This is a genomic window from Acidimicrobiia bacterium (assembly GCA_035471805.1).
Classification (GTDB): Bacteria; Actinomycetota; Acidimicrobiia; order Spongiisociales; family JAHEDJ01; genus JAHEDJ01.
Map to the genome: position 1 here is coordinate 79,992 of DATIPS010000057.1, position 25,466 is coordinate 105,457.

The following is a 25,466-nucleotide window of genomic DNA, read 5'->3' on the forward strand; positions in this document are numbered from 1 at the left end:
CCACTGATGGAGCCGGTCCGCTCGCCTCGCAACCAGCGCGTGGCTGCTGCGGCCCGGCTTCGTCGCGCTCGTACCCGGCGGGCCGCGAACTCGACACTTCTGGAAGGGCCCAACCTCATCGGAGCGGCAGCTGCCGCCGGGGCAGAGATCGGGCCCGTCTTTGCCCTGCAAGACGACCGGGGGACGATGCGAGTCGCAGAGGAAGCCGGATATGAGGTCGTGGTAGTTACTCAAGTCGTGCTCGATCGTTTGGCCCCCACTCAGCATCCGCGTGGCCCGGTGGCCGTGATGCGGGTGCCGGCCTCGGTGGAAATCCACAATCGCAATGCGTCGGTCCTCTGGGGCGTACGCGACCCCGGCAACGTCGGGACCCTGATCAGGGCGGCCGCGGCTTTTGGTTTCGGAATCGTGATCGGACCGGATTCGGCAGATCCGTGGAATCCCAAGGTTCTACGGGCCGCGGCCGGCGCCCATTTCCTCGTGCCCATCGAGACAGATGTCTCCGATCTGCGTCGTTTGCAGGCACGCGGGTTCCACACCGTCGGGTCCGTCGTTGAGGGTGGGGTCGCTCCTTCGGACGTTCGAGGGGACGGTCCATGGGCATTGGTCGTTGGAGACGAGGCGAGAGGCCTGCCGGAGGAACTGGCAGAATCCTGTGAAACGCAGGTGACGATCCCCATGTCCGCCGGTCTGGAGAGTCTGAATGCAGCTGTGGCCGGCTCGATCCTCATGTACGAGCTGGCCAAACGGTCCGGCCGACCGATAGCTCCCCCCGACTAACCTGTTCGATTCGATGGAAGCTTTTGACCAAATCCTCGCACAGGCGCCCGCCAGGATCGATCTGGCCGGCGACCTCGATGAACTCGCGACACTGGAAGCCGAACTCGTGGGCAAGAGGTCGCTGATTGCTGAAACCAGGCGCGGTCTGGGTCGGCTCCCTGCTGATGAGCGGCCGGTCGTCGGAGCCCGGGTTCACGAGGTTCAGCGCGTTCTGCAAGGACTGCTGGGTCAACGTCGGAGCGTTCTGGAGAGGGCCGCCGAGGATCTCCTGCTGGCGCAGGATCGCGTGGACGTTTCCCTGAGTGGGTACGAGCCGTCGATCGGAATGCACCATATTCTGACCCAGACGGTCGACGAAGTCGTCGATATCTTCACCGGACTCGGATACCGGGTTGCATCCGGGCCCGAAGTGGAACTCGCCTGGTACAACTTCGATGCGCTGAACACTCCGCCCACCCATCCCAGCCGCCTGGAGAGCGATACCCTGTACGTGGATTACGGAGATCCTTCCGATGAGATGCTCCTCCGCACCCACACCTCGCCGATGCAGGCCAGGTACATGGAGCAAAACGATCCGCCGGTCTACGTGGTGGTTCCCGGCCGGACGTTTCGCGCAGATGCTCTCGACCCGACTCATTCGCCCGTCTTCTATCAGATCGAAGGCCTGGCGGTGGATGAGAACATAACTTTCGGAGATTTGAAGGGAACGCTGGCGCATTTCGCTCGCGAGTTCTTCGGGCCGGAGCGGAAGATACGGCTGATGCCGCATTTCTTCCCGTTCACGGAGCCCTCGGCGGAGATGCACATGTCGTGCTACGCGTGCGACGGGTCGGGGTGCCGGGTGTGCAGCGGATCGGGATGGATCGAGTTGATCGGTTGTGGCATGGTCGATCCGAACGTGCTCGACGCCGTCGGTTACGACAGTTCCAAGTTGTCGGGCTTTGCGTTCGGCATGGGCGCCGAGAGAATGGCAATGGTTCGCCACGGCATCAACCACATCAAGCACTTCTATGAGAACGACATCCGGGTGCTGAGGCAGTTCACATGAAGCTCTCACTCCGCTGGCTCGAGGAATATGTAGACATCCCGACGGATGACCCCCTCGAGATCGAAGGTGTCCTCGCGTCGCTCGGGCACGAGGTGGAGGGATTCGAGGTACTCGAGGTGCCGTTCTCGAAGGTCGTCGTCGGACGGGTCGCCGAGATAGAGAAGCACCCAAACGCCGATCGGCTTCGTTTCTGCCGTGTCGACCTGGGCGACGGAGCCCTACACGATATCGTTTGCGGCGCCTGGAACTTCGCAGCCGGCGATGTAGTCCCGGTCTCCGTGCCGGGAGCCGTGCTCGCCGGAGGCCTCGAGGTAGGTGTGCGAACGATCCGGGGCGTGACATCGCACGGCATGATTTGCTCGGCGGCCGAGCTGGGCCTCGGCGACGACCACAGCGGGATCATGGTGCTCGATCCGGACACGCCTCTCGGAGCGGATTTCGCCGGCTTCGTTCCCTTTCCGGACGTCGTGTACGACATCTCGATTACTCCGAACCGGCCGGATGCAATGTCGGTCGTCGGCCTCGCCCGCGAGTTCGCCGCCTACTACCGGACCGAGGTACGGATGCCCGAGGCGAATCCGGCAACGGTCGACCGCCCGTCCCCGGTGGAAGTATCCATCGAAGACGCCAAAGGCTGCCCCCGCTACGTCGGATGGCAGGTCGATGGAGTGAAGATCGCGCCGTCACCCGTATGGATGCAGCAACGACTCCGTACATCGGAGGTCAGGCCGATCAACAACGTTGTGGACATAACCAACTACGTCCTCCTCGAGCTGGGTCAACCCCTCCACGGCTTCGATCTAGACGAGGTGGCCGACCACAAGATCGTGGTCCGCCGGGCGCGAGAGGGGGAGACCCTCAAGACTCTCGACGGTGTTGACCGGAAACTCGATGTGCTCGACCTGATGATCTGCGACGGAGGCGGGATCGTCGCATTTGCCGGAATAATGGGAGGTGAAGACTCAGAGGTCACCGAAGCCACCACGCGTGTCCTCATCGAGGCCGCCAACTTCCACCCGCCTTCGGTCATGTTCTCGTCGAAGCGGCACGGGCTGCGAACCGAGGCATCGGCCCGCTTCGAGCGCGGCGTCGATCCAAACCTGCCTGCGTTTGCTGCCGGAAGAGCCGCTCACCTGATGGTGGAACTCGCCGGAGGAGAAGCACTGGCGGACGTCAAGGACTGCTACCCATCGATCATCGAACCCTGGACGGTCGACCTCGAGGTCGGAGAGGTGGAGCGCATACTCGGCGTGCCTTTCGATCGGGACACCGTCGTGGATCTGCTGTCCCGGTTCCGGATGGACGTAGAAGGCGACTCGCCGCTGCGGGTGACGATTCCGACCAATCGCCCCGACCTCACCAGGCCGGCAGATCTGATCGAGGAGATTGCCCGGCTGCACGGGTACGACAAGTTCCCGGAAACCCTTCCTTCCGGGCCTGCCGGGGGCCTATCCGCAGCGCAGGTCCGGGATCGGCAAATCCGGGAGATCATGGTCGGCTTGGGCATGCACGAGGCACAGACGATGACATTCCTCGGCAGGGCCGAACTCGACGCCATGGCTCTGCCGGAGGACGATCCACGGCGCCGCGCCATCAGGGTGCGGAACCCGCTCCGGGAGGAGGAGGCCTACCTGAGAACGACCCTCCTGCCGAACCTGCTCAAAGCAGTGCAATACAACGTCTCCCACGGTTTGTCCCACGTTTCGCTCTTCGAGGTCGGCAAGGTGTTCCTTTCGGCGCCGGACCCGGACGATCCGCGGGTACCGGATCAGCCGGTTCATCTGGCTTTCATCGCGGTGGGAGACACCGGGGCCCGGGGTTTGCATTCCACTCCTCGCCCAACGGATGTCTATACATCGACGGGCATAGTCCGTGCGCTCTTCGACCGACTCGGTTTGCCGATGCGGATACGTCAGGGGACACCCGGCGGATTCCATCCCGGCAGGGCGGCTGAGGTTCTGATGGCCGATCGGGTCGTCGGCACCATCGGGGAGTTGCATCCTGCGGTCGGGCGCGCCTTCGGAATCGACGGGCGTGTGGCGGCGGGGGAACTGTTCCTTGCCCCGTTGCTGGCGGACGAGGGTTGGTGGCAGCTCGAGGCGCCGAGCACGTATCCACGTGTGGAGTTCGACCTCGCCTTCGTTCTCGAAGAGCGGACGCCGGCGAGCGGGGTAGTGGAGGCTATTCGGGCGGCAGCAGGGGAATGGCTCGAGAGTGTCACCGTCTTCGACGAGTTCAGAGGGGCATCAATCGGTGAGGGGCGCAAGAGTCTCGCGGTGCGACTGGTGTTTCGCGCTCCCGACCACACCCTCACCAACGAGGAAGTCGCCCCGCACCGGGAAACGATCATCTCCGCCGTGGCCGACGTCACGGGCGGTCTGTTGAGAGGTACTTGAAATGAACTATCTGAGGGTCGCCGATCTCGGTCGGGACGGTTTCTTGAACGCCCTGGATCTCTCGATGAGGGCCAAGAGCGATCCCGCCCAGTTCGGCAGCGCGCTCGCCGGTTATGAAGTGGGCTTGTTCTATATGAAACCCTCGACCAGGACCAGGGTTTCCACCGAGGTGGCGGTTTCGCAACTGGGCGGCCGACCGATGACGCTGCGCAATGAAGAGGTCGGTCTCGGCAAGCGGGAAGCACCTGCAGACGTGGCGAGGACCCTTGATCGGTACCTGGACGTCCTCGCCCTCCGGGTCTTCGAGCACGAACACCTCGACATCATCGGCGCTTACGCAAAGGCACCGGTGATCAATCTGCTCTCGGACCTCGAACACCCGTGTCAGGCACTTGCGGATGTCCAGACGATGTCGGAATCCCGGTCGCTTCCCGGTTCGGTTCTCACCTTCATCGGCGACGGCAACAACGTCTGCCACTCGCTGATGATCGCGGCGGCGATGCTCGAAGTGGAGGTCCGGGTGGCAGCGCCGGAAGGCTACGCACCGCTTCCCGAGTACGTCGAAGCGGCTTCTCAGTACAGCTCGGTGGTGGTGACGGCGGACGTGAATGCCGCAGTTGAGGGTTCCGATTTCGTCTACACGGATGTCTGGGCGTCCATGGGGCAAGAGGACGAGGCCGCCGAGCGCCGCAGGCTGTTCGAGGCATACCGGGTCGATGAGAGACTCTTCGGAAGAGCCAACGACGGCGCGATCTTCCTGCATTGTCTTCCGGCTCATCGGGGCGAAGAGGTGACGGATGGTGTAGCCGACCACCCCCGATCACGAATCTTCGATCAAGCCGAAAACCGGATGCATTCGTTCAAGGGAGTCTTGCTGCACCTGACCCAGTGACCGACAGGCTCCTGGAACTGCTCGATCGACCGGTCGAACAGGCCGCGGCAGGACTACTCGGGTGGCGTTTGCGCACCGAGCTGGCCGACGGGCCGACCGAAGTCGAGTTGTGCGAGATCGAGGCATACGGAGGGGCCGACGATCCGGCGAGTCATGCCTTCCGGGGACGAACTAGAAGGAACTCTTCGATGTTCGCCGGAGCCGGGACCTTGTATGTGTACCGCTCCTACGGTGTCCATTGGTGCGCCAACGTGGTCACCGGGGAACCCGGAGAGGCTGGCGCACTTCTGCTGCGAGGCGGCGTGCCCAGCGTTGGCCGAAACATCATGGAGGGCCGGCGTGGCCGTCAAGATCATCTGACCGACGGACCGGGGAGGCTGTGTCAAGCCCTCGGCATCGACGGCTCTCACGACGGAACCTCGCTCCTGGGCGGCTCGATTCGCCTGCTGCCCCCTGCGGGTCGGCCGGGCGGGGAGATCGTAGCCACACCGAGGATCGGGATCTCGAGGGCAACCGACCGCCTATGGCGCTTCCGGTTCCAGGTTCCGGGTTCCAGGTTCTAGGTTGCGGTGCTGCGGCTCCGGCAGAACTCAGAACCCAAACTTCCCGGCCTCACGGATTGACCCAGAGGATGATCGGTCCTGCGTTGGGAGCACCGCCGGCCGGGTCTTGCTTCCAAACGACACCGCTTCGGCGTCTGGCGTCATCCGGGTCGGACTCGGCTTCGAATCGCAACTCCACTTCGGCACCGATCTCGTCGAGTCTGGCTTTGGCCTGCTGGAAGGGGTAGCCGACCACGGTCGGGAACACGGAACCGGGCTCGGGACCGGCGACCAGTATGTGGATGGAGCTGCCCGATTGCGCCGGTTCCCCCGGCGAGGGGACCTGATTGAACACAGTTCCGTCCGGTAGGTTCCCTGCTTCCGCGTACTCGACCGACACCCGGTAGCCGGCCTCTTCTGCCAGGTGAACCGCCCCGGCGATGCTCTGACCTATCAACTGGGGGACTTCGCCGGAGCCGACGGCGACGAGGCCCTGGGGGTTGTGGATGTGGCAGATGACCGAAGGAACCTCGGCGGCCGGCAGGTAGACCCGCTGCACATTCTCACGCGGACATAGCGGACCGGCCAGCAGACCCGTTGTAACGTCTACGTCGATTGCGATGAGGTCGCCGAGATCGGCCGTCGCCAACTGTCCGAATCCCGTGGTGACCAGGGCGGAGGCGGTGAACTGCGCCCAGATCTGGGCCGGCCAGCTTCCGCCGGTGATCTCGATGGGCGTCGCCGGGGGGACCATCTCTATCTGGGCCTGGGGGTAGCCCACCCAGACGGCCGTCGCCAGTTCGGGCGTATACCCGACGAACCAGGCGTCCCGGTGCTCCTGGGAAGTCCCGGTCTTTCCGGCAACCGGACGACCGATGTCGGCACGTGCCCCGGTGCCGCGTGCGACGACCTCACTGAGCGCAGCGGTGACCTGCCGGGCAACGGACCGATCGATTGCCTCGGTGACGATCGGCACCCCGCTGTATATGTTGACTCCTTCGTTGGTTTCGATCGCAGTGACGAAGATGGGCGAGATGTGTATACCCTCGGCCGCGAAAGTTCCGTAGGCAGAAGCCATGTCGAGAACGGATGCCTCTTGCGCTCCGAGTGCCAGGGCATGAAACGGCTGGAGATCGGCGGTGATGCCGGCAGCTCTGGCGACGTCCACGACTGCTGCCGGTCCGACCGCATCCACGAGCTGTGCGTATACGACGTTGACCGACCAAACCGTCCCATCCAGCAAGGTGAGATTGCCGAAGTTGGCCCCTCCGTAGTTCTCGACTTGCCATGGTCCGGAATCCGTGGCGATCACGATCGAGGACCCGCCCGCGAACGTAGAGGTGAGGGCGAATCCGTTCTCCAGCGCCGCGGCAAGCACGAACGGCTTGAAAGCCGAGCCGGTCTGGCGTGACCCCTGGGTGGCCAGATTGAACTGTGCCACCGGGTCGGTCGGGTCGTAGAAATCGGCTCCGCCCACCAGGGCGCGAACGTATCCCGTCCGTGGTTCCACTGCCACCAGCGCGGCCGACGGTCCATCTTCCGGCATGACGCCGTCGATGGCCAGCTCCGCAGATTCCTGCGTGAGCGGATCCAGGGTCGTATAGATCCGGAGACCGCCCCGGAACAACGCGTTGTACCGGTCTGTTGCCGTTGCGCCCAGCGACGGATCGTCGAGGAGGAGCTGCTTGACCTGCTCCGTGAAGTAAGGAAAACGCATCTGCTCTGGAGGTTGGGGCGGAGCGAGCCTGAGCCCGGCCGCATCGGCGACCTCGGCGTTCTGCGCGGTGAGCCAGCCGAGTTCCACCATCTTTCCCAGAACGACCCTCCGTCGTTCGAGCGCCGCCTCCGGGTGCCGGTACGGATCGGTCTTCGACGGGGACTGGATCAATCCGGCGAGGAGGGCAGACTCGGGAAGAGTGAGGTCGGCCACCGGTTTGGCGAAGTAGTGAAGCGCCGCGGCGCCGACCCCGTAGGCCCCGCCACCGAGATACACGGTGTTCACATAACGCTCGAGAATCTGCTCTTTCGTGAGGTTCTCTTCCAGCCTGAGAGCAAGGGTGGCCTCCTCGATCTTCCGATCCGCGGTGACTTCAGGAGTGAGCAAGACGTTCTTGAGGTACTGCTGGGTGATCGTCGAGCCACCCTGGACGATCGTCCCGGCTTCGATGTTTTGCACGAGAGCACGGGCAATCGATTTCAGGTCGACTCCCGGATGCGCCCAGAACCGCTCATCCTCGATGGCGACTACCGCGTCGATGAGGTGCCGGGGCATGTCGGCGTACTCAATCAGCACGCGGTCCTCTTCAGCGTGCCACTGCGTCAGAACGGAGCCGTCGGCCGCATAGACGATCGTGGTCAGGCCGAGGTCGCCCAGACCCGGGTCATCGAGCGGTCGATAATTGCACGCCGAAGCGAGGATTAGAAGTGCAACCGCCAGCGCCGGCAGTCGTTTCATGAAGGCCCTATCTACAGAACCGAAGGGTACCGGGGCCCTGATGCAAGGCAGCGTATTTGGCAGGAGGCGATTCGGCTTCCAGCTAGGCTGCCCGGCGATGACCAACGACCGCATGAAGCTGTTTCGAGGGACCGACACAGTGCTTCCCGAAGGGGACCTGGAGAAACTCCTCGAAGAGGGTCGCCCGCTACGGGTGAAGCTCGGTATGGATCCGACTGCACCGGCGGTGACGTTGGGATGGGCGGTGGTGCTGAGGAAACTCCGGCAGTTCCAGGAGGAGGGCCATACCGCGGTGCTGATCGTTGGCGACTTCACGGCCCAGGTCGGCGACCCCTCCGGCAAGAGCGAAACACGGCGCCGGCTCACGGCCGCCGAGGTGCGCGGCCACGCCGAATCGGTTCTCGATGGATTTCGGAAGGTGCTGCTGCCCGAGCGTCTGGAGATCCGCTACAACTCTGAATGGCTCGGCGAAATGGACATGGCGGACGTCCTGGACATGACCGCCCAGGTCACGGTTGCGCAGATGCTGGAGCGAAGCGATTTCGCTCAACGATTCGACGCGCATCAGCCGATTTCAGTGATGGAGTTCATGTACCCGTTGCTGCAAGGTATGGATTCGGTTGCGGTTGAGGCCGATGTGGAACTCGGCGGGGCGGACCAGCTGTGGAATCTGATGATGGGGCGAGTCCTGCAAGAACGGCACGACCAGCGACCGCAGATCGTCATGACGATGCCTCTGCTGATCGGAACCGATGGCGAGCACAAGATGTCGCAATCGCTCGACAACTACATAGGCATCGACGACGCGGCGGATGACATGTTCGGGAAGCTGATGAGCATTCCGGACAAGTTGATAGTCCAGTATTTCGAGCTGGCGACGGATGTGGACATCACCGAGGTAGCGGCGATAAGTGAGGGATTGGCAGGCGGCGATCTGCACCCCGGCGAAGTCAAGAGGCGGCTCTCCAGAGAGATCGTGGATCTCTACCACGGTGAGGGTGCCGGGGAGCACGCGGAGGCAACCTTTGATCAGATCTTCAAACGCCACGAGATTCCGGATGACGTTTCCGACTTCGCCCTGCCGGACGGCGACCCGGTGTTCATCCCGGTCCTGCTGAAGGATGCCGGCCTGGTCGACTCGAGCTCAGATGGCAGAAGGATGATCGGTCAGGGAGCCGTCAAGCTGGACGGCGAGATCATCGCCGACATGGAGGTACCGCGTTCCGCTCTGTCCGGTTCGGTACTGCAGGTCGGCAAGCGCCGTTTCGTTCGCCTGATCTGAACTTCGAGGGGTTTGGGTCAGGGTTCTCTTGCTGTGGCGGACCGGCACCTTGAGTTGCTCAGAACGAGCGGCCTCCAAACCGGAACTCACGATCCGGTGTCGCGGCGAAGTCGCTCAAACGAATCGACGATCGCTTGCGCGAGTTCTGCTTTGCGCCACAGCAGAACGCTGGCGTGGCCACCCGGAATCCACCGCAGCTCGGATCCCGGCCAGTGGTCGTGCAGGCGCTCGAACGCGTGTCGCGGAATGTATCCGTCTGCTCTGGGTGCTGCCAGGACGGCGCTGGCGGCATGAGGCGGAGGGGGGAATCTGAGGGCGGACGCATCGCCGAGCGTTGCAGCTATCTCGTCCCGCAGATCGACCCCGCCCAATGCATCCCATGCGATTGCGCCGCTCAGGAGGCCTTCGCTCCAGACCGGTCCGGGGGAGTGGGAAGCCGCCAATCCGGCAGTGGCCACCGGAAACGGAACCGTCGCGCTGATCAGCGCCGCGATGTTCCCCCCCATCGAGTAGCCGGCAACGCCGGGTTGCGGGCCTTCCTGCCCGTGCAGGTCATTCAGGATTGCCCGCCCCTCCAGGACCGCGGCAGCCCCCATCGTGTAGAAATCGACAACGGTGCGAAGGGGTTGGCCCGGGCCCGGCCTGCGGTTCCCGTAGAAAGGGTTCTCGTGGAGAATCGATGCGATTCCCAGGCGCGCCAGGCGGCGGGCCAGTTGCATACGGGTCTTGTATCCGTGGTCGTTGAAGGCGGCCATGATCAGGCACACACCCGCCGGTTCGAAGTTCGGCACGACTTTTCTGAGGGCGGCAACACGACTGGCGGGAGGGAGCAGGTCCGCCATCGGACTGACGAAGGAACCGTCGATGATCTTCATGGTTCCGGCCGCGCCGGCCGAACGCCATTCGATGTCGATCGCCGGTATCGGGGCGATGACTCCGGCCTCTGCACGGAGATCCCGAAGGCGAGCGGCATCACCCCACCCGTCGGAAAACACACGATCGTAGAGGATGGTCCGGGCGGTGAAGGTGCCGGCGAGGCGATCGAGCCAGTGCATGAACACACAACGTATCACGTATGGAGAAGAGCGAAGCGGGGGCGCGTTACAAACACCGAAGTCCATGGAAAATGGCCACACAGGAGGCCCCTGCACCGTGATACGTTGTAGATGATGCCGAGCAGGGGCTCGGATGAACTTGACATGACCGCGCAGATGGCTAATGTGCCTCAAGCGGCGGATCGCTCCGTCGCATTCTTGACCTGTCAGGACATCGGATCTGACAGGCCATCAGTAGAAGTGGTACGATTCTCGTCTGCCCGCGCGAGCGGCAGACAGACCACGCCAGGCTCTTTGACAACTAAACAGTGTGCCAAAAGTCAGTAAGGCGCTTGAGACGTCCTGCATTGCAGGGCGGGCTCGAGCGGACCGTACTTGAATGAATGCCGGGTTACCTACCCGGCGAACTTCAGGTTCGAACTCATAATTGACCTCTTATATGGCTGAGCCCCGGGTGACCGGGGGGAGGTCGAGAGTGTACGTTGGAGAGTTTGATCCTGGCTCAGGACGAACGCTGGCGGCGCGCCTAATGCATGCAAGTCGAGCGACGCATATTGGAGGAGTAATCCACTGGTATGACGGAGCGGCGAACGGGTGAGTAACACGTGAGAAACCTGCCCCGAAGACCGGGATAGCCCGGGGAAACCCGGATTAATACCGGATATTCTCTACAGATCGCATGGTCTGTTGAGGAAAGGCCTTTGTGCTTCGGGATGGTCTCGCGACCTATCAGCTAGTTGGTGAGGTAATGGCTCACCAAGGCAACGACGGGTAGCTGGTCTGAGAGGACGATCAGCCACACTGGGACTGAGACACGGCCCAGACTCCTACGGGAGGCAGCAGCAGGGAATTTTGTCCAATGGGCGCAAGCCTGAGACAGCGACGCCGCGTGGGGGATGAAGGCTTTCGGGTTGTAAACCCCTTTCAGGAGGGACGAAATTGACGGTACCTCCAGAAGAAGCCCCGGCCAACTACGTGCCAGCAGCCGCGGTAATACGTAGGGGGCGAGCGTTGTCCGGAATTATTGGGCGTAAAGGGCTCGTAGGCGGCTTGGTAAGTCGGTCGTGAAAGCCCGGGGCTTAACCCCGGGACGCCGGTCGATACTGCCATGGCTTGGGTCCGGTAGAGGAGAACGGAATTCCCGGTGTAGCGGTGAAATGCGCAGATATCGGGAGGAACACCAGTAGCGAAGGCGGTTCTCTGGGCCGGTACCGACGCTGAGGAGCGAAAGCGTGGGGAGCAAACAGGATTAGATACCCTGGTAGTCCACGCCGTAAACGTTGGGCACTAGGTGTGGCGGACTCATCAACGTTCGCCGTGCCGAAGCTAACGCATTAAGTGCCCCGCCTGGGGAGTACGGCCGCAAGGCTAAAACTCAAAGGAATTGACGGGTCCCCGCACAAGCGGCGGAGCATGCGGCTTAATTCGATGCAACCCGAAGAACCTTACCTGGCCTTGACATTATGGGAAAAGCCGTGGAAACACGGTGTGCGTAAGCGTCCATAACAGGTGGTGCATGGCTGTCGTCAGCTCGTGTCGTGAGATGTTGGGTTAAGTCCCGCAACGAGCGCAACCCCTATCCTATGTTGCCAGCGGTTCGGCCGGGGACTCATAGGAGACTGCCGGGGATAACTCGGAGGAAGGTGGGGACGACGTCAAGTCATCATGCCCCTTATGGCCAGGGCTGCACGCATGCTACAATGGCCGATACAACGGGCAGCGATCCAGCGATGGTGAGCGAATCCCTTAAAGTCGGCCTCAGTTCGGATTGGAGTCTGCAACTCGACTCCATGAAGTCGGAGTCGCTAGTAATCGTGGATCAGCAAAGCCGCGGTGAATGCGTTCTCGGGGATTGTACACACCGCCCGTCACGTCACGAAAGTCGGCAACACCCGAAGTCAGTGGTCCAACCTTATGGGAGGAAGCTGCCGAAGGTGGGGTCGGTGATTGGGACGAAGTCGTAACAAGGTAGCCGTACGGGAACGTGCGGCTGGATCACCTCCTTTCTAAGGAGCAATCAAAGTCCATACGACGGACTGAAGTGTGAGTAGCTAAGCAATAACGGCGATGGCAACATCGCACGGAGTTTCCGTCAGGAAACTCCAACGTGATGCGAAGCATCACGCGCTCTTAGGTTGATGTACTGATTATTCGACTCTCTTGAGGTCTCTTGCAGGAGGAGGTAACTCCCCGGAGAGGTCGCCTGAGAGTTGGGCACACTGTTTAGTTGTGAGGGAGTCGGCGTGATGGCCCAGCGGCCATCACACTGGAGTCTCCGCAAGGGGACTCCCCCTTGCTGTGATGAGTCCGGCATTGCCAGGTTCACATCTGCCGGCTCAGCCGGCAAACAGGCACATTGAGAACTGCATAGCGAGCACTAATGTCTTGGATTCTTTTATGTCCAAGCTACTAAGGGTCCACGGTGGATGCCTTGGCGTTAGGAGCCGATGAAGGACGTGGCAGGCTGCGAAAAGCCTCGGGAAGCTGTCAAGCAAGCGTAGATCCGAGGATGTCCGAATGGGGAAACCCGGCTGGGGTCATGCCCAGTCACTCCGGTCTGAATATATAGGGCCGGTAGAGGGAACTAGGGGAATTGAAACATCTCAGTACCCTGTAGGAAAAGAAAGCAAAAGCGACTCCCTGAGTAGTGGTGAGCGAAACGGGAAAAGCCTAAACCAGTGCGGTGTCAAAGCCCGACGGCGTTGCCGTACTGGTGTTGTGGGAGCCATCTGATAACTCGTCGGAGTTGTCAAGGAGTTACAAAATCAGGTGATAGTCGAACCGAGCTGGAAAGCTCGGCCGCAGAAGGTAAGAGCCCTGTAGACGAAATCGCACTGATCTCCTGATGGAGTTCCCAAGTATCACGGGGGATATCCCGTGTGAATCTGCGAGGACCACCTCGTAAGGCTAAGTACTTCCTAACGACCGATAGCGGACAAGTACCGTGAGGGAAAGGTGAAAAGCACCCCGGTGAGGGGAGTGAAATAGAACCTGAAACCGTGGACTTACAAGCAGTGGGAGGGATCTTCGGATCCTGACCGCCTGCCTTTTGAAGAATGAGCCGGCGAGTTATTGGTGTGTGGCGAGGTTAAGGCGTATGTCGAAGCCGCAGCGAAAGCGAGTCTGAATAGGGCGTACAGTCGCATGCTATAGACCCGAAGCCGAGTGATCTATCCATGGGCAGGGTGAAGCGAGGGTAAGACCTCGTGGAGGCCCGAACCCACCTAGGTTGAAAACTGGGGGGATGACCTGTGGATAGGGGTGAAAGGCCAAACAAACTCGGTGATAGCTGGTTCTCCCCGAAATAGCTTTAGGGCTAGCGTCACGCGTTCCGCATTGGGGGTAGAGCACTGATTGGGCTAGGGGGCCGACAAGCTTACTGACCCCAGTCAAACTCCGAATCTCAATGCGCTAGAGCGTGGCAGTCAGACTGTGGGGGATAAGCTCCATGGTCGAAAGGGAAACAGCCCAGACCGCCAGCTAAGGCCCCTAAGTGTGTACTAAGTGGGAAACGATGTGGAGTTGCCCAAACAGCCAGGAGGTTGGCTTAGAAGCAGCCACCCTTTAAAGAGTGCGTAACAGCTCACTGGTCGAGTGATTCCGCGCGGAAAATGTAACGGGGCTCAAGTACACCGCCGAAGCTGCGGATTTCCGTCAATAGCTCGGCCCTTTTCCTTCGGGAACTGGGTCTAGGCGACGGGAGTGGTAGGGGAGCGTCGAGCAGCCCATGAAGCGGCGGCGTAAGCCAGCCGTGGAGGCTGTTCGAGTGCGAATGCCGGCATGAGTAGCGAAAGAGGAGTGAGAATCTCCTCCGCCGAATGTCCAAGGGTTCCTGGGGAAGGCTCGTCCGCCCAGGGTTAGTCGGGACCTAAGGTGAGGCCGAAAGGCGTAATCGATGGACAACTGGTTGATATTCCAGTACCACCATATGCGCGTTCAGGCAGAACCCAGTTTGCTAAGGAAAGCCCTTCGGGGCCTACCGACCCAACTGGTATTAAGCCAGCAATGGAGTGACGCGGAAAGGTAAGCAGACCCGGGCGTTGGTTGACCCGGGGTAAGCGTGTAGGACGAGGACTAGGTAAATCCGGGCCTCATAAAGTCTGAGGCGCGATGCCGACCCGCTTTAGGGGAAGCTGCCGATCCTATGCCGCCAAGAAAACCTTCTAGCGAGCTCATATGGTGCCCGTACCCCAAACCGACACAGGTGGACAAGTAGAGAATACTAAGGCGATCGAGATAACTCTGGTTAAGGAACTCGGCAAATTGGTCCCGTAACTTCGGGAGAAGGGACGCCCCGGTAAAGTTTAAGACTTCGCGTCTGAAGGCTTGAGGGGGCCGCAGTGACCTGGCCCAAACGACTGTTTACTAAAAACACAGCAGCGTGCTAAGTCGTAAGACGATGTATACGCTGTGACGCCTGCCCGGTGCCGGAAGGTTAAGGGGAAGGGTTAGCTTCGGCGAAGCTCTGAACCTAAGCCCCGGTAAACGGCGGCCGTAACTATAACGGTCCTAAGGTAGCGAAATTCCTTGTCGGGTAAGTTCCGACCTGCACGAATGGCGTAACGATTTGGGCACTGTCTCAACCAGAGACTCGGCGAAATTGCAATGTGAGTAAAGATGCTCACTACCTGCGACAGGACGGAAAGACCCCGGAACCTTTACTGCAGCTTGGCATTGGAGTCTGGTATACGATGTGTAGGATAGGTGGGAGACATTGAAGCAGCGGCGCTAGTCGTTGTGGAGTCAACCTTGGAATACCACCCTTCGTGTATAGGGCTTCTAACCTCGGTCCGTTATCCGGATCAGGGACATTGCCTGGCGGGCAGTTTCACTGGGGCGGTGGCCTCCTAAAAAGTAACGGAGGCGCCCAAAGGTCCCCTCAGTCTGGTCGGCAATCAGACGGCGAGTGCAAGGGCACAAGGGGGCTTGACTGCGAGACCTACAAGTCGAGCAGGGACGAAAGTCGGGCCTAGTGATCCTACCGTGGCGTGTGGAAGCGCGGTAGCTCAACGGCTAAAAGGTACTCCGGGGATAACAGGCTTATACCCCCCAAGAGTCCATATCGACGGGGGTGTTTGGCACCTCGATGTCGGCTCGTCGCATCCTGGGGCCGGAGCAGGTCCCAAGGGTCGGGCTGTTCGCCCGTTAAAGCGGCACGCGAGCTGGGTTTAGAACGTCGTGAGACAGTTCGGTCCCTATCCGTCGCAGGCGCAGGAGATTTGAGAGGAGCTGTCCCTAGTACGAGAGGACCGGGATGGACGAACCTCTGGTGTGCCAGTTGTTCTGCCAAGAGCACGGCTGGTTAGCTACGTTCGGACGGGATAAGCGCTGAAGGCATCTAAGTGCGAAGCCCACCTCGAGATGAGATCTCCCACCGGATTAACCGGGTAAGGCCCCTGGTAGATGACCAGGTAGATAGGCCGGAAGTGGAAGCGCAGTAATGCGTGCAGCTGACCGGTACTAATCGGCCGAGGGCTTGGACTTGAATTCAATACTTAGTGCTCGCTATGGAGTGCTCAAGGTAGCTTGAGTACTAACGAACTCATCGGCCGCGGCCGCCGAGTTCGTGAAGGTTTGTCCGGTGGCGATAGCGGCGGGGAACCACCCGTTCCCATTCCGAACACGGAAGTTAAGCCCGCCAGCGCCGATGGTACTTGGGGAGCAATCCCCCGGGAGAGTAGGTCACTGCCGGACATTATTTGCGAGGGCCGTCCAAATTGGGCGGCCCTCTTTCTTTGACGAAGGAGCAAGAGGTGCCGGGATCACGCGGAGGAGATCCTCGAGGGGATCGACGGAGTACGCCACCCCGCAATCAAACAGGGTCGCGACGCGATGCTTCGAAAGGCGACCGAGAGCCGTCGAAAGGCCGCGCCAACCCGCCCGGAGAACGCAAGCCGGGGCGGAGCCATACCGCGGTGGGCGCCGGCGCAGACCTGCCCCGGTGGCTGCGCGACGAGATAGTGCGGACGACCAAGAAAGACAGGCGCGACGCGACCCTCAACCTTCTGAGCGCGGCGGCCGGTTCATTCGAGGAAGGTCGCTACGCGGCGGCTCGGAAGAAGCTCCTCGAGGCCAAGGCCCTCTCCTCGCGGGCCGGAGCCATTCGTGAGCTCCTCGCCTTGTCGTGTTACCGGATGGGCCTTTGGCAGGAGGCGCTGCGGGAAATCCGCACCTTCCGCAGGATCACCGGCGACACCACGCACATGGCGGTCGAGATGGACTCTCTCCGTGCGCTCGACCGCTTCCCGGATGTCCATACGACCTGGGAAACGTTCCGGGAACTGGGTGGTTCCAAAGCGGCGGAAGCCGAGATCAGGGTCGTGTACGGCTCCTTCTTGCTAGATCAGGGAGACAACCGCAACGCCTGGGAGATCACCCGCCCGCAGCGACTTTCCAGCGACGCCCCCGAATGGGAGGTGCGGCGCTGGTACGTCGCGGCCCGTGCGGCTGCCCGGCTCGGTGACAAGGACACCGCCAAGCAGATTGCCAGAGCGATAGAGGAGATGGATCCCGCCCTCCCGGGCCTGGACCTACTCCACGACGAGATTGCTTAATCGGTTCGAACCGGGCTCCGATAACATCCTGATATGAAAACGGCAGCTCTGTTCGTTCTGGCGATACTCATCGTGCCGGCCGGTATGGCCGCGGCCATACCGTCGATCGACGGCGATTACACCGTCGCCGGGGAGTGGCCGGTACCCGGGCGGTTCAGCTCGGGGGACCACGGACCCTGGGTGGCGGAACTGCAGATCGCTCTCAACGACGCCGGGTTCCGGGCGGGGGAACCCGACGGCTACTTCGGACGCTCCACGCTGGCGGCCGTGTACGCATTCCAGAAAGTGCACGATCTCCCCAGGGACGGAGTGTTCCTCCGGGACCACTGGGGTCTACTCGGCGAACCGCTGGTTGTGCCAGGGGATGCGCCGGAGGACACCCGGGTCGAAGTCGATCTCGGGCGGCAGGTCCTCTATCTCATCGAAGAGGGCGCCGTCGCGTTCGTGTTGCCCATCTCCTCGGCCAGCGGCGACGCTTACAGGCATTCTTCCGGAAGAGTGGTCCGAGCCAAGACCCCGGAAGGCAGCTACGAGTTCTACAAGAAGGTGGATGGGTGGCGGATCTCCTACCTCGGTGCCCTCTACCGGCCGTTCTACTTCTCCGGCGGGTATGCCATCCACGGCTCTGGGAGCGTGCCACCCTACCCGGCGTCCCACGGCTGCATCAGGGTCGAGATGTGGGATATGGACTTTCTGGCCCCGCAACTCGAGCTCGGCATGCCCGTCTACGTCTACGGGGCACGCAACGAGAGGTCGACGATCGTGCCGGAGCCGCCGTTGACCGTCGGTGAGAGAGCCGGGCGGCGCCTGACGGTCGGCCCGGCGGGTTTCCTCCCCGGGTAGGCGGAGTTCCTCGGCCGAGTCACTCTTGACGGGAACTCATCCAATGGCGGATTCCTCTGACCTGCATCGGCCAGAAGGTGGCCCGGTCGTAGGTATCGATGTCCTCCTCCGAGTACCCGTCGGCCCTATGTCGTTCGATCGTCCACCGGCGCAGTCGCTCGGTGGCTGCGTCGTCGTCGAGTTCGGCCACCTGCTCTACGAACCTCACCCACTCCCAGAGCTGTTGTTCGGACGATGCCAGCGCTTCTTCGACCTGATAGTTCGGTCCGAAATGGGCGAAGCCGAGGAAGGCTGGTCCGATGGAACCCATCCGGCGCATCTGCTCGGTGGCCGCCACCGGGTCGAAGTCCGGTGGGGGAGTGACCGGTTGAACGGCATGGCCGTGGGGGTAGGAGAGGCCGAGTGAGTCCCCCACGAACATCCCACCGCTGACCTCCTCGTAGTAGGTGATGTGGTGCTTCGCATGACCCGGGGTATAGAGCGCCTCCAGGGTGCGCCCGCCGCCGAGAGGGATGCGGTCACCGTCATCCAGCACCAGAAGACGATCCCGGTCGATCGGGATCATCGGTCCCCAGTTCGAGGTGAGCCAGTCCTCTCCGAAGACTTGCAAGGCAGAACTCCACAGACGGTCCGGCTGCTCCAAATGCCTTGCCCCCTTTGAATGCACGCCGATTCGGGCCTTCGGGAAGGATTGTGCGATCTGGCCGGCGCCGCCCGCATGATCGATGTGAATATGGGTCACCACGATCGTGGCCAGATCGTCGATCCCCATTTCGTCGAGCGCGGCCGTCAGGTGATGCAGCGTCGCCGACGGGCCGACTTCGACGAGGACGCGCTCGGGTGTGTCGAAGAGGTAGCACGCCAGACGTTGCGGGTGCTCCTCCATCCAGGCGTCGATCGCATATAGGCCATCCGACAGTCGTTCGATGGAGTATTCGGTCATGGCGCGACCCTACCTCACGGTTTTCTGTCACGCCCACGACATACGGTTCCAACAGTCTCCTCCGCCTTCCCCGGAAAGGTCGAACAATGGACTTCAACCTCGTCGTACTCGGCGGCCATCTGGCCGCCCCGCCGGAAGTGAGAGTGTTCGAATCCGGGGCCCGCTTGCTCCGGTACCTGATCACAGTGAAGAATGACGAACCGCGCCGTCGGGTCGACGTGCTGCCGGTGACCCTGTGGGATCCATCCGATGACTTGCTCGGCCGGGAGTCGCAGGCGGGCGATCGACTCTGGTGTGTCGGAAGTGCGCAACGACGATTCTGGGACGGTCGAGACGGCCGGCGAAGCCGCATCGAGCTCGTCGCCGCCAGCGTGAGCCTCCGGGACCCTGCCGGCCTGTTCCCCGATCCTTCCAATACATGAGTTCCGAACGTGCGGCAGGTTCATGTGCTTCGCTCACAAGCGGCTACCCTGCCGCAGCGATGACCCAAATCGTTGTAGCAGCATCGTCGCAGCTGGCGGCCGACGTCGGGGGACGCATTGCGGATGCCGGGGGGAACGCGGTCGACGCCGCCATTGGGGCCAATCTGACGGCGATGATCACCGAGCCGGGCGTCTGCGCGATCGGCGGCGGGGGCTTCGTTACCGTCTGGCCGCAGCAATCCGATCCCGTCACCATCGACGGGTACATGGAGATGCCCGGCCGGGGACTGGCCTCGGAGAGATTCGGGGGTGGCGCATTCGACGTGACGATGCCATACGGCGGTGGTGTCACCACGACGGTCGGCCACGGCTCCGTGGCAACGCCCGGTGCACTCGCCGCATTCAACCGGGCCTCGGAGAGGTTCGGGGCGATACCGTGGCGGGAGATCCTTGGTCCCATCATCGAAGTCGTGCGAGATGGTTTTCCGCTGTCGCAAGCATCTCGCTTGTATCTCGAGTTTTCGGCCGAATCAGTGTTCGGGTGGGAGCCTGAAGGTCGTGCTGCCCTCTTTCCGAACGGGGAGCTACTCGGAGCAGGCGACCGCGTCTCCATCCCCGAACTCGTCGAAACACTCGGTGTGATCGCCGACCTGGGCGTTGAATCGTTCTATGAAGGTGACCTCGCCCGACTCATGAGCGATGACATAGTCGCCAACGGCGGAATCCTCACGAGGGAGGACCTGGCGGCCTATCGCGCCATCGAACGCCCGTCCCTGCACTCGGAGTTGGACGACTGGCAAATCGCCACCAACCCGGCTCCGGCGATCGGGGGAGCGGCGCTGGCAGCCATGCTGTTCCTCTTGGAAGGAACGGGTTTCCCCGGCTGGAATATAGAAGGAATGCATCACCTCGTCCGGGCGCAGCAGGCGGTCCTCGGGTTCCGGCGAGACTTCGTCGACACGGCGCAAGACCGCCCGGCGGTCATCCAGCGCCTCCTCGATCTTTCGCAGACAGGGGATTGGCGACGGTTGCTCACGTCACCTTCGACCGTGCATACGTCGGCCGTCGACGCAGCCGGCAGCGCCTGTTCCATCACCATGTCCGCCGGATACGGATCGGGTGTGATGCCGCCGGGGACCGGAATGTGGATGAACAACTCGCTTGGTGAACTCGAGCTGAACCGGCTCGGTTTTCATTCGCTTCCCCCCGGTACCCGGTTGGTGTCGAACATGGCACCGACGGTCGCACGCCGCACGGACGGCGCGGTACTGTCGATCGGATCACCGGGAGCCGACCGGATCACGACTGCCATCCTCTCGACCCTTCTCAACCTGATTCACCTCGGGATGGACCTGGATGAGGCCGTTCAGCATCCGCGTCTTCACGTCGAATTCACCGACGAGGGTGGTCGCATTGGTTATGAACCCGGACTCGATGTGGGCAGACTCGGCCTGATATCCCGCCGGTTCGAGACAACGGATATGTTCTTCGGCGGAGTCGGCGCCGCTCTGTTCGACCCGGACCTCGGTCTGACCGCGGCGGCCGATCATCGCCGGACCGGCGGCATCTCCTTCGGCGGCGCGTAGCGCAATGTACGCCTTTCTGCGGCGACCGGCATGGTTGGCCCTTCAACTCGTCGTCCTCGGCCTAGTTGTCTCCTTCCTCCTGCTTGGAAGATGGCAACTGGACCGACTCGACGAACGGAGGTCCGAGAACGCCCTCATCTCCGATCGGCTTGCCGCAGACCCGACCGGTTGGTCGTCCTATTCCGCGGTTCTGCCACCCGAATACACGCTCCTCACCGTCAAAGGTGAATTCGATACCGGCGAGGAGGTGCTTCTCCGCAGTCAGGTCGACCTCGGACGGCCGGGTTTCGATGTACTGACACCGCTCTATCTGGACTCCGGATCGACAATTGTCGTCAACAGGGGGTGGGTGCCGCTGGCGCTGGATCAAGTGCCGGTCGAGGAGGCGACTCCTCCCGACGGCGTCGTGGCCGTCGACGGGTACGTCCGTTATCCTCTCGCCGGCGCTTCGGCAGGGTCGGGATCCGATGGTGACTCTCACATCTTTGCCCGGGTGGACCTGGATCGGTTTGACCTACGGACCGATGGTGATCTGGAACCGTTCTATCTCGAGTTGACCTCGATGAAACCGGCCGGCGGTTCGCTACCGGTCACAGAAGGGCTCCCAGAGTTGAGCGACGGCCCGCACCTCTCCTACGCCGTGCAGTGGTTCGCCTTCGCTCTGGTCAGTACGTTCGGGCTGGCGGCTCTGATCCGATCGACCGCCCGACGCCGTTCCCGGATCAGTCGTCGTGAAGAACCTCAGCAGCCTGACTCATGGTGAACCGGCCGGCGGTTACTTCACGGCCGACGATAACGCCGCCGAGTCGCTTCCCGTCGCTTTCGAGTTCATAGAGCGCCTGGAGATCGGCGAGGTTGCGAGCTCCACCGGCCGCGATCACGGGCTCGTCGACGATCGCAAGTGCGCGCCGGAGGATTCCGAAGTTCGGCGGCTCCTCCAGCGCGTCGCGGCCGGCCTCTGAGACCAGGTACGCCGCCGCTCCGCCTGCCGACAGTTCGATGAGTACCTCTTCGAGGAACCTTCCGGAGTGGGCAGTCCATCCACGCACCACCAGCTCCTCATCCGGCAGGACGTCGAGGCTGACCGCCACCTTGCCGGGATAGGTTCGAAACAGGTCCCATGCCATGACCTGTTCTTCGATAGCGGCAGTGCCCATGACGACACGCCATGCCCCGGCTTCGATCATGCGCGCAGCCTCCTGCGGGGAGCGGATTCCGCCCGCTACCTGAACGGGGATGTCGAGGGCTTCGATGATTTCGCGTATCAATGGGCGGTTCCGGTAGTCGCCGTAGGCGGCGGCGTCGAGATCGACGATCTGAATACGGGTCGCACCCTTTGCAACCCACCCTCGGGCTCGCTCGAGGGGATCGGCATCCAGGGCAATAGCTTCGTGCACGTCTCCGTGGGGAAGCCTGACGGCGCGGCCCTCGAGGATGTTTACGCGTGAGTAGAGATCCATACCACCAGCCTACCGGCTGCTTCGGATCAAGTTGGCTTGCTCCGCCCGAGAGGATGTGACTAGACAGCTTGCGCGCCGGCAGGATGGCTCTGTGGAAATGCCGGCACCTGCCGACAAGAACCATAGGCAATCGACGAGGAACAGGGCATGAAGAAGCACAAGAGCCAACACCACCATTCCTATCGTGTCCACGGCGTTGGGGCAGGACTCCAGCGAGCCGTGTGCGCCGAGTGTCACCACATCAGTATCCGTGTCATCGAAGACGGAGGTGTGCGCGCGATAATCAACCAGCCCGAGCCGAAGATGCCGGTGAGCCTGGCGGGAGCCGTCGCCGGCTAGCCAAACCGCTCTTTCGTCCCGACTGCCTGAAAAGTGAGCGTCCCCGGCATTTGCCGGGGACGCTCGTGATTTTGGGTCGGCCTACTCCGGTTGCGGGTCAGGCGTTTGCTTCTGCGTCTTCTTTGGCCCGTTGCTCGGCAATGGTCTTGTGAACCTCGTCCATGTCGACTGCCAGCACCTGCTCGATCAAGTCATCGAATGCCGGTGCGGGAAGTGCACCCGGTTGCGAGAACAGGACGACGTTCTCGCGAAACGCCATCAGTGTTGGGATCGAGCGGATCTGGAAATAGCCAGCCAATTCCTGCTGGGCCTCGGTATCGACCTTGCCGAAGACGACGTTGGCGTGCTTTTCGGAAGCAGCTTCAAACGTGGGCGCGAACATCCGGCACGGCCCGCACCACTCCGCCCAGAAGTCGACGAAGACCACGTCGTTGTTGGTGATGGTCTCTTCGAAGTTGTCTTTTGTCAGCTCAACAGTTGCCACAGCGGCTCTCCAGTGGTTATCGGATGGTGTCTTGATACTCCGGGGGGTATCCTACATCATGTTCTGGTTCATGCCAACGTTGGTGGGCTCCGGAACATTCCGCGCGATCGATCAGAAATGGAGACGTCCGGTCCGTGGTACCGTGCCGAACGGTCAATCGCTCGGTGCTCACTTATGTATTCCTTCGGCCATCTCTCTGTTCGAACTCTTCTGATCTCCGGTCTCGCGCTCGCGCTGGGGGCGTGTGCAGGAGCCGGAGTGCCGTCGGCGGGTCAACTGGAGGGGATCGTGGTCGACAACCCGACCCACAAACCGTCGTTCGTTCTCACCGACACCGAGGGCCAAGCCTTCGACTTCTCAGAAGAGACGGCCGGAAGGCTGACCTTTCTCTACTTCGGCTATACGAACTGTCCCGATGTGTGCCCGGTGCACCTTGCGCAGCTGAAAGAAGTCTTCGAGCGTCTCCCGGACGTCCGCCGGAACTCGACGGTGGTGTTCGTCACGGTCGATCCGCAGCGCGATTCGCCGGAAGCCATAAGGTCGTACCTCGATGCGTTTCACACCGACTTCATCGGACTGACCGGCTCTCCGGAGGAACTCGAGGCAGCTCAAATCGCCGCAGGCGTGGCCGTCGCCGTGAGAGAAGGGGACGGCGACGCCTATACGATGGGACATGCCGGTCAGGTACTCGTCTACGCGCCCGACGGACTCGGTTACAGCGTCTACCCGTTCGGAACTCGCCAGAGTGACTGGATGCACGACCTTCCGATTCTTCTTGAGCGCACCGGACCATGAGGTGGGCGACGCTGCTGATGCTGCCGGCCCTCGTGAGCGTGGCAGCCGCGTGTGGAGGTGCACCCGCGATCGAAATCCGGTCTCCGGTTGTCGCGATGCCGGCCGGTCCGGTCACCGCGGCCTACTTCGAGGTCGTCAACAACGGAGACACGGCGGATCGGATAGTCGGAGTGCGCTCGGAGATCGGCCGAGCGGAGATCCACCGCAGTTTCTACGACGGAGAACTGATGCACATGGAGCCGGTGTCGGAGCTGCCCGTCGCCGGGGGAGGGGTTGCCGTCTTCCAACCCGGTGGCCTTCACGTGATGCTGAGCGACCTCGGCGACCTCGACATCGGGCAGACCGTCACCGTGACCCTCGTCTTTGAGGTGGCGGGACCGATCGATTTCGAGGCGCTGGTTACGACCTATGCAGAGATCGCCCCATGAAGAGAATGCCGGTCGGAGTGCTGGTTGTTGCATTGATGGTCTCGGCTTGCGGCGGGCTCCCTGCGCTGTCCGACGAGGCAGCCGAGGGCCGCGAACTGATCGTCTCCCTCGGATGTACCGGATGTCACGGCGAAACCGACGGTATGGCTCCTTCCCTGACAGGGTTATGGGGTACGCTGCGCCCGCTGGTCGGCGGATCTACTGTGTTGTTCGACGGCGACTATGTTCGGGAATCGATAACGGAACCGGGGGAGAGGATCGTGCAGGGGTATGACCCGCGGATGCCCGGCTTCTCGTTGAGTGACGGCGATCTCGACGCGATCGTCGCGTATCTGGAGGAGTCGAGATGAGCATCTCCTGGTGGTGCACCGCTATCAGTGAACCCTGGTCGTGGAAGTTTCGAGCGTACCCGGGCATCTGGCTGACGGTGGCCGCTCTGGCAGGGACCTACCTGTGGAGCGTGCGCCGCAACCGTTCCGTCGAGCCGCACTCTCGAAGGCAAACGGCCTTCTTCATGGTGGGGGTGGCCGTCTTCTGGATTGCCTCCGACTGGCCGCTGGGAACCCTGGGAGCCGGATATCTGGCAAGTGCTCACATGGTGCAATACATCCTGTATGTGCTCGTCGCCGCACCGCTACTGTGGCTGGGCACTCCCGAGTGGATGGCCCGTCGAATACTGGCAGCCACGCGCATCTATCGGCCCGGTAGATCGCTGCGACGATTCCCGCTGGTGATGGGAGTCACGTTCAACGCGACGTTGGTGCTGTCCCACACGCCGATTGCGGTAGACGCGCTGCGGGCTTCGCAACTCGGGTCGTTCGCAATGGATGCGATCTGGCTGCTGTCCGGACTTGCCCTGTGGGCGCCGATCGTCGGAACGGTCACCGAGTTCCGTGAGCGGTCCTATCCGGCCCGGATGGTCTACCTGTTCTTCGCTTCCGGAATCGTGACCATCATCCCGGCCAGCTTCCTGACATTTGCCGAGTTGCCCCTCTACCAGACCTATGAACTGGCGCCGAGAGTATTCGGGTTGAGTGCCGTCGACGATCAGCAGATCGCCGGGCTCATCATGAAGCTGGCCGCAGTTCCGATCGTGTGGCCGGTGCTGGCCGCCATGATGTATCGGTGGGCGGCGTCGGAGAAGGCTTCGGCGTAAGTAGGG

The 25,466-nt window shown here is 62.1% G+C and carries 21 protein-coding genes and 3 rRNA genes; 19 read left to right on the forward strand and 5 right to left on the reverse strand.

Annotated elements, in window-relative coordinates; genetic code table 11:
• Positions 1–6 precede the first annotated feature (6 nt).
• Genes VLT15_11750 through VLT15_11770 form a run of 5 tightly spaced genes read left to right on the forward strand, consistent with a single transcriptional unit; the run spans position 7 to position 5,679 of the window.
• Positions 7–780 carry an RNA methyltransferase gene (locus VLT15_11750; GenBank protein ID HSR45887.1) on the forward strand — a complete coding sequence of 258 codons (774 nt, stop codon included), beginning with the start codon at positions 7–9 and terminating at the stop codon, positions 778–780.
• A gap of 13 nt (positions 781–793) precedes the next feature.
• Complete coding sequence (gene pheS / locus VLT15_11755) at positions 794–1,828, forward strand: phenylalanine--tRNA ligase subunit alpha (GenBank protein HSR45888.1); 1,035 nt, start codon at positions 794–796, stop codon at positions 1,826–1,828.
• Positions 1,825–4,224: a phenylalanine--tRNA ligase subunit beta gene (gene pheT, locus VLT15_11760; GenBank protein ID HSR45889.1), complete on the forward strand. Its 2,400-nt coding sequence runs from the start codon at positions 1,825–1,827 to the stop codon at positions 4,222–4,224. The genes pheS and pheT overlap by 4 nt, the downstream gene beginning before the upstream one ends.
• A gap of 1 nt (position 4,225) precedes the next feature.
• Positions 4,226–5,116 carry an ornithine carbamoyltransferase gene (gene argF / locus VLT15_11765; protein ID HSR45890.1) on the forward strand — a complete coding sequence of 297 codons (891 nt, stop codon included), beginning with the start codon at positions 4,226–4,228 and terminating at the stop codon, positions 5,114–5,116.
• A complete protein-coding gene (locus tag VLT15_11770; protein HSR45891.1) occupies positions 5,113–5,679 on the forward strand; it encodes a DNA-3-methyladenine glycosylase in 567 nt (188 codons plus the stop codon). Before argF ends, VLT15_11770 begins: the two co-directional genes overlap by 4 nt.
• A gap of 49 nt (positions 5,680–5,728) precedes the next feature.
• Here the strand turns inward: VLT15_11770 and VLT15_11775 are convergent, their stop codons facing one another.
• Positions 5,729–8,113: a PBP1A family penicillin-binding protein gene (locus VLT15_11775; GenBank protein HSR45892.1), complete on the reverse strand. Its 2,385-nt coding sequence runs from the start codon at positions 8,111–8,113 to the stop codon at positions 5,729–5,731.
• A 97-nt stretch (positions 8,114–8,210) separates the two neighbouring features.
• Here VLT15_11775 and tyrS point away from each other — a divergent pair, with 97 nt between their 5' ends.
• A complete protein-coding gene (gene tyrS / locus VLT15_11780) occupies positions 8,211–9,395 on the forward strand; it encodes a tyrosine--tRNA ligase (protein HSR45893.1) in 1,185 nt (394 codons plus the stop codon).
• Positions 9,396–9,481: 86 nt separating this feature from the next.
• Here the strand turns inward: tyrS and VLT15_11785 are convergent, their stop codons facing one another.
• Positions 9,482–10,450 carry an alpha/beta hydrolase family protein gene (locus VLT15_11785; protein ID HSR45894.1) on the reverse strand — a complete coding sequence of 323 codons (969 nt, stop codon included), beginning with the start codon at positions 10,448–10,450 and terminating at the stop codon, positions 9,482–9,484.
• A 479-nt stretch (positions 10,451–10,929) separates the two neighbouring features.
• On the opposite strand from VLT15_11785, the gene VLT15_11790 reads away from it, so the two are divergent.
• The 5 genes from VLT15_11790 (at position 10,930) to VLT15_11810 (ending at position 17,847) form a co-directional block, all read left to right on the forward strand.
• A 16S ribosomal RNA gene (locus tag VLT15_11790) occupies positions 10,930–12,456 on the forward strand.
• A gap of 393 nt (positions 12,457–12,849) precedes the next feature.
• Positions 12,850–15,934 (forward strand): 23S ribosomal RNA (locus VLT15_11795).
• Between the two features lie 93 nt (positions 15,935–16,027).
• Positions 16,028–16,144 (forward strand): 5S ribosomal RNA (rrf, locus tag VLT15_11800).
• The 16S, 23S and 5S rRNA genes sit together here, the layout of an rRNA operon.
• A gap of 221 nt (positions 16,145–16,365) precedes the next feature.
• A complete protein-coding gene (locus tag VLT15_11805; GenBank protein HSR45895.1) occupies positions 16,366–17,004 on the forward strand; it encodes a hypothetical protein in 639 nt (212 codons plus the stop codon).
• 33 nt (positions 17,005–17,037) lie between these two features.
• Positions 17,038–17,847 (forward strand): L,D-transpeptidase family protein, encoded by an 810-nt coding sequence (locus VLT15_11810; protein HSR45896.1) that lies wholly within the window; start codon positions 17,038–17,040, stop codon positions 17,845–17,847.
• Positions 17,848–17,866: 19 nt separating this feature from the next.
• Here the strand turns inward: VLT15_11810 and VLT15_11815 are convergent, their stop codons facing one another.
• On the reverse strand, positions 17,867–18,790 hold the full coding sequence (locus tag VLT15_11815; protein HSR45897.1) for an MBL fold metallo-hydrolase: 924 nt from the start codon (positions 18,788–18,790) through the stop codon (positions 17,867–17,869).
• An 86-nt stretch (positions 18,791–18,876) separates the two neighbouring features.
• Between VLT15_11815 and VLT15_11820 the strand changes: the two genes are divergently transcribed.
• Genes VLT15_11820 through VLT15_11830 form a run of 3 tightly spaced genes read left to right on the forward strand, consistent with a single transcriptional unit; the run spans position 18,877 to position 21,561 of the window.
• Entirely contained in the window at positions 18,877–19,212 is a 336-nt protein-coding gene (locus VLT15_11820; protein HSR45898.1) for a single-stranded DNA-binding protein, read from the forward strand.
• A 59-nt stretch (positions 19,213–19,271) separates the two neighbouring features.
• Entirely contained in the window at positions 19,272–20,798 is a 1,527-nt protein-coding gene (locus tag VLT15_11825; GenBank protein HSR45899.1) for a gamma-glutamyltransferase, read from the forward strand.
• Between the two features lie 4 nt (positions 20,799–20,802).
• On the forward strand, positions 20,803–21,561 hold the full coding sequence (locus VLT15_11830) for an SURF1 family protein (GenBank protein HSR45900.1): 759 nt from the start codon (positions 20,803–20,805) through the stop codon (positions 21,559–21,561).
• On the opposite strand, the gene VLT15_11835 is transcribed toward VLT15_11830, so the two are convergent.
• A complete protein-coding gene (locus VLT15_11835) occupies positions 21,521–22,258 on the reverse strand; it encodes a HisA/HisF-related TIM barrel protein (GenBank protein HSR45901.1) in 738 nt (245 codons plus the stop codon). The two genes, VLT15_11830 and VLT15_11835, sit on opposite strands and share 41 nt — an antisense overlap.
• Positions 22,259–22,405: 147 nt before the next feature.
• Between VLT15_11835 and VLT15_11840 the strand changes: the two genes are divergently transcribed.
• On the forward strand, positions 22,406–22,597 hold the full coding sequence (locus tag VLT15_11840; protein ID HSR45902.1) for a hypothetical protein: 192 nt from the start codon (positions 22,406–22,408) through the stop codon (positions 22,595–22,597).
• Between the two features lie 97 nt (positions 22,598–22,694).
• On the opposite strand, the gene trxA is transcribed toward VLT15_11840, so the two are convergent.
• The gene (trxA, locus tag VLT15_11845; protein ID HSR45903.1) at positions 22,695–23,081 is read right to left on the reverse strand and encodes a thioredoxin; all 387 of its coding nucleotides are present in this window, start codon (positions 23,079–23,081) and stop codon (positions 22,695–22,697) included.
• Positions 23,082–23,369: 288 nt separating this feature from the next.
• On the opposite strand from trxA, the gene VLT15_11850 reads away from it, so the two are divergent.
• Genes VLT15_11850 through VLT15_11865 form a run of 4 tightly spaced genes read left to right on the forward strand, consistent with a single transcriptional unit; the run spans position 23,370 to position 25,460 of the window.
• On the forward strand, positions 23,370–23,876 hold the full coding sequence (locus tag VLT15_11850) for an SCO family protein (GenBank protein HSR45904.1): 507 nt from the start codon (positions 23,370–23,372) through the stop codon (positions 23,874–23,876).
• Positions 23,873–24,304: a copper chaperone PCu(A)C gene (locus VLT15_11855; protein ID HSR45905.1), complete on the forward strand. Its 432-nt coding sequence runs from the start codon at positions 23,873–23,875 to the stop codon at positions 24,302–24,304. The genes VLT15_11850 and VLT15_11855 overlap by 4 nt, the downstream gene beginning before the upstream one ends.
• Positions 24,301–24,654: a cytochrome c gene (locus VLT15_11860; protein HSR45906.1), complete on the forward strand. Its 354-nt coding sequence runs from the start codon at positions 24,301–24,303 to the stop codon at positions 24,652–24,654. Before VLT15_11855 ends, VLT15_11860 begins: the two co-directional genes overlap by 4 nt.
• Positions 24,651–25,460 carry a cytochrome c oxidase assembly protein gene (locus VLT15_11865; GenBank protein HSR45907.1) on the forward strand — a complete coding sequence of 270 codons (810 nt, stop codon included), beginning with the start codon at positions 24,651–24,653 and terminating at the stop codon, positions 25,458–25,460. The genes VLT15_11860 and VLT15_11865 overlap by 4 nt, the downstream gene beginning before the upstream one ends.
• Positions 25,461–25,466: the final 6 nt, after the last annotated feature.